Below are 3,873 nucleotides of genomic sequence, written 5' to 3' on the forward strand. Positions count from 1 at the left end.
CCCCATAAAGCAATAACCTTTCTCATTTCCCCTATTCACCCTCAATATCTTTAGATTAACTCAGCACATTCTTTAATTTTTTCAATCGCACGTGCAGCATATAATGCTTTTTTCTCTTTCTTTTTCACACGTCCTGGTAAATCTAAGAATAGACCAAAGTTTGCATTCATCGGTTGGAATCCATCTTGTGAGGTATGAGTAATATAATAAGCCATTGATCCCATAGCTGTTTCACGTGGGAACTCAATTAACGCTTCCCCTAAAATATACTTCGCCATATTAATTCCGGCTACCATTCCTGATGCCGCTGATTCAACATATCCTTCAACTCCTGTTAATTGTCCAGCAAAGAATAAATCTTCTCTTGCTTTAAATTGATAGGTTGCATTTAATAACACAGGTGAATTAATAAATGAATTACGATGCATGACACCATAACGGACAATTTCAGCATTTTCAAGCCCTGGAATCATTTGAACAATTCGTTTTTGTTCTCCCCATTTTAAATGGGTTTGGAATCCAACTAAGTTATATAACGTTCCCGCTGCATTATCTTGTCGTAATTGAACAACAGCATATGGTGTTTGGCCTGTTTTCGGATCTTCAAGACCAACTGGTTTCATCGGACCAAATAAAACAGTTTGACGACCACGTTTAGCCATGACTTCAATCGGCATACATCCTTCAAAGAAGACTTCTTTTTCAAATTCCTTAGCTGGAACGACCTCAGCTGTGATTAAAGCTTCATGCCAAGCATTAAATTCTTCCTCTGACATTGGACAATTCAAATAAGCTGCTTCTCCTTTGTCATAACGTGATTTTAAATAAACTTTATCAAAATTAATTGAATCTTTTTCAATAATAGGTGCTGCCGCATCATAGAAATAAAATGATCCTTGCCCCGTCATTTCACGAATTGTCTCACTTAAAGCATCACTCGTTAAAGGACCTGTTGCCACAATAGTCGGTCCTTCTGGAAGCTCTGTTAACTCTTCACGAATCACTTCAACATTTGGATGATTTGATAAAAACTCTGTAATATAGCCTGAAAATCCTTCGCGGTCTACAGCTAGGGCCCCACCTGCTGGAACTTTATGCATATCTGCAGCTGTCATAATTAATGAGTCTAAAATACGCATTTCTTCTTTTAAAACTCCAACAGCATTCGCTAATCCATCAGCACGTAAAGAATTTGAACAAACTAACTCTGCAAAATTTTGCGTATGATGAGCCGGTGTATTTTTAACTGGTCGCATTTCGTATAATTTAACTTGAATTCCACGTTTAGCTAGCTGATATGCTGCTTCAGATCCAGCTAAACCTGCTCCAATAACATTTACATATTTCATTTTATATTGCCTCCTAAGTTGCTAACTAATTTATTGCTACAAATGATGATTATATCACAAATCAGGCTTCCTGCTAATAACATTTGCAAAAGCACTGGCCACTCTGATAAAATTCCTCGCCACATTAAATGCAAAATCAGACAACAAGTCATCACCAACATCACTCGAATCGATTTTACTTTTAGATGATTTCTTTTTAACGCCAACAATTCCATTCCTTCTTTGAGAATAATCATCAACATAAATAATAGTTCAGACATCTTTACTCCTCTATATTTATTCCAACTATAGCATAGATGAAAATCACCATTGGCTATTTGCTCCATTATAACACATTCTGACAATATATTAGAACTACTAATAGTTTTCTGTCGTTCAAAACTTTTAGTGATTCTATCGTTACACCTTCCTATCAAATAAATCTAAGTCCTAAGTTTGATGATGGGTAATTTTTCTATATAGAGACAGTCTGAGTTAAATAAAAACTCATTGATGCTTGAGACGCACCAATGAGTTTTTTCTATTCTTCTTTGTAGTCACACTCTTTGTTTGAGCACTGAACTTCGTTTTTCTTCCCTTTAACTACTAATTGTTCCTGACATTTCGGACAAGTTTTTCCAATCGGTTTATGCCAAAGCGCGAAATCACACGATGGATATTGGTTACATCCATAAAAGACCTTTCCACGTCTTGTTTTCTTTTCGACAACTTCTCCTGTTTCACATTTTGGACACTTAACCCCAATTGAAACAGGTGCTGTCTCTTCTTTTTGTTCTTTTTTAATATACTTACACGTCGGATAAGCACTACACGCCACAAATTCACCATATCGACCTCGACGAATCACAAGTGGTGCGCCACATTCTGGACAAGGCTCACCAATCTCCACCGGTGCAATCTTTTCCATATTCTTTTGCGCATCCTCAAGCATTGGCATGAAATGATCATAAAACACTTTTAATTCGTCATACCAAACCTTCTGACCTTTTGCAATTTCATCAAGATTTTGCTCCATTCCTGCTGTATACTCAACATTAATGAATTCAGAGAAGAACTCTGCTAATTTATCACTCGTTAAAATTCCTTGATCCGTTGGTTTAAATTTCTTATCTTCAATGGCCACGTACCCACGATTCTTCAGTGTTTCCATCGTTTGAGCATAAGTAGAAGGACGACCAATTCCTAACTCTTCCATTTCTTTAATTAATTTAGCTTCAGAGTAACGAGCCGGTGGTTGTGTAAAGTGTTGTTGTGGTTCAACATCAAGTAACGATAAAACATCTCCTTCACTTAAACGAGGAAGCGCCGCATTTTTAGTTTCTTCATAGCTGTATACACGTAAGTACCCATCAAAAACTAAGACTTGACCATTTACACGGAATAAATAATCATTTGATTTCACTTCAATCGTTGTTGCTTCAACTGTGGCACTCTTCATCAAACTTGCGACTGCACGTTCCCAAATTAATTTATATAAACGTAGTTCATCTCGTTTCAAATAAGGTTTCATCTCATCAGGTGTTCTAGTCACCGATGATGGACGAATTGCCTCATGAGCTTCCTGTGCATTTTTTACTTTTTTAGCTGCCGTTGCTCCTGTTTTAACATAATTCGAACCATACGCCTCTTTAATATACGCTTTAGCCGCATCGACAAAGTTGTCTGCTAAACGAGTAGAATCCGTACGCATATACGTAATTAACCCGACAGTTTCTGAACCAACATCTACCCCTTCATATAACTTCTGAGCAATGGTCATGGTCTTTTTAGCATTAAATCCTAATTTACTAGCAGCCTCTTGTTGAAGAGTAGAGGTGATAAATGGTAATTTAGGTTGTTTTAATTTATTTTTCTTTTCAACCTTTTCGACCACATAAGGATCACTTAATTCTGAAAGAATTTGTTTAACCTCATCTTCATTGTGAATCGTCAATTTCTTATTGGCTTTTTTCATCAGTTCAGCTTCAATTTTAGCTTGTTCACGACCAAACATTGCATGGACAGACCAATATTCTTCACTAATAAATTTTTGAATTTCTTTTTCACGCTCAACAATTAATTTTAAAGCAACTGATTGCACACGTCCGGCACTTTTACTTTTGATTTTACTTTGAAGTAATTTACTTAATTTAAATCCGATGATATTGTGAAAACGATTAATGCAGAACGTAAAACGTCATCAGAAAAGAATAAAATAACCTATGAACCGATAGAGCATGTACATCCTCATGCACTGCGTCACACGTTCGCTACAAGATGTTTTGAAGCAGGTATGGAAGCAAAATCAGTTCAGATGTTTCTCGGACATTTTTCAATCTCAATCACGCTAGATCTCTATACGCATGTAACAGACGATAAACAAAGAGAAGAATTAAATAAATTAGAAAATCTATATCAAAAAGCAAATTAAATCTAAAATATCTACAGTATATCACTGCAAAATTCCAGATAAAAAAGTGCCCCAAAGGTGCCCAAAACGCAATCGTCAGATGTTTCCGAAACAGCGAAAACCCGCTAACCACAA

The 3,873-nt window shown here is 36.3% G+C and carries 4 protein-coding genes; 1 reads left to right on the forward strand and 3 read right to left on the reverse strand.

Annotation, left to right across the window (positions count from 1 at the left end; all coding sequences use genetic code 11):
* Positions 1–50 precede the first annotated feature (50 nt).
* The 3 genes from trmFO to topA form a co-directional block, all read right to left on the reverse strand.
* The gene (gene trmFO, locus QWC74_RS12240) at positions 51–1,349 is read right to left on the reverse strand and encodes an FADH(2)-oxidizing methylenetetrahydrofolate--tRNA-(uracil(54)-C(5))-methyltransferase TrmFO (RefSeq protein WP_006783780.1); all 1,299 of its coding nucleotides are present in this window, start codon (positions 1,347–1,349) and stop codon (positions 51–53) included.
* Positions 1,346–1,609, reverse strand: coding sequence for a hypothetical protein (locus tag QWC74_RS12245; protein WP_006783781.1), 264 nt, complete (start codon positions 1,607–1,609; stop codon positions 1,346–1,348). Before QWC74_RS12245 ends, trmFO begins: the two co-directional genes overlap by 4 nt.
* A 260-nt stretch (positions 1,610–1,869) precedes the next feature.
* Positions 1,870–3,510, reverse strand: coding sequence for a type I DNA topoisomerase (gene topA, locus QWC74_RS12250; RefSeq protein WP_353888929.1), 1,641 nt, complete (start codon positions 3,508–3,510; stop codon positions 1,870–1,872).
* Between topA and QWC74_RS12255 the strand changes: the two genes are divergently transcribed.
* Entirely contained in the window at positions 3,496–3,759 is a 264-nt protein-coding gene (locus QWC74_RS12255; protein WP_288994133.1) for a tyrosine-type recombinase/integrase, read from the forward strand. The genes topA and QWC74_RS12255 overlap by 15 nt on opposite strands.
* Positions 3,760–3,873: the final 114 nt, after the last annotated feature.

The sequence above is a fragment of the uncultured Turicibacter sp. genome (genome assembly GCF_938044715.1).
GTDB classification, from domain to species: Bacteria; Bacillota_I; Bacilli_A; order MOL361; family Turicibacteraceae; genus Turicibacter; species Turicibacter sanguinis.

Coding starts and splice junctions, on each gene's coding strand:
- trmFO (WP_006783780.1), bottom strand. CDS start 1,349: ATGAAATATGTAAATGTTATTGGAGCAGGTTTAGCTGGATCTGAAGCA.
- QWC74_RS12245 (WP_006783781.1), bottom strand. CDS start 1,609: ATGTCTGAACTATTATTTATGTTGATGATTATTCTCAAAGAAGGAATG.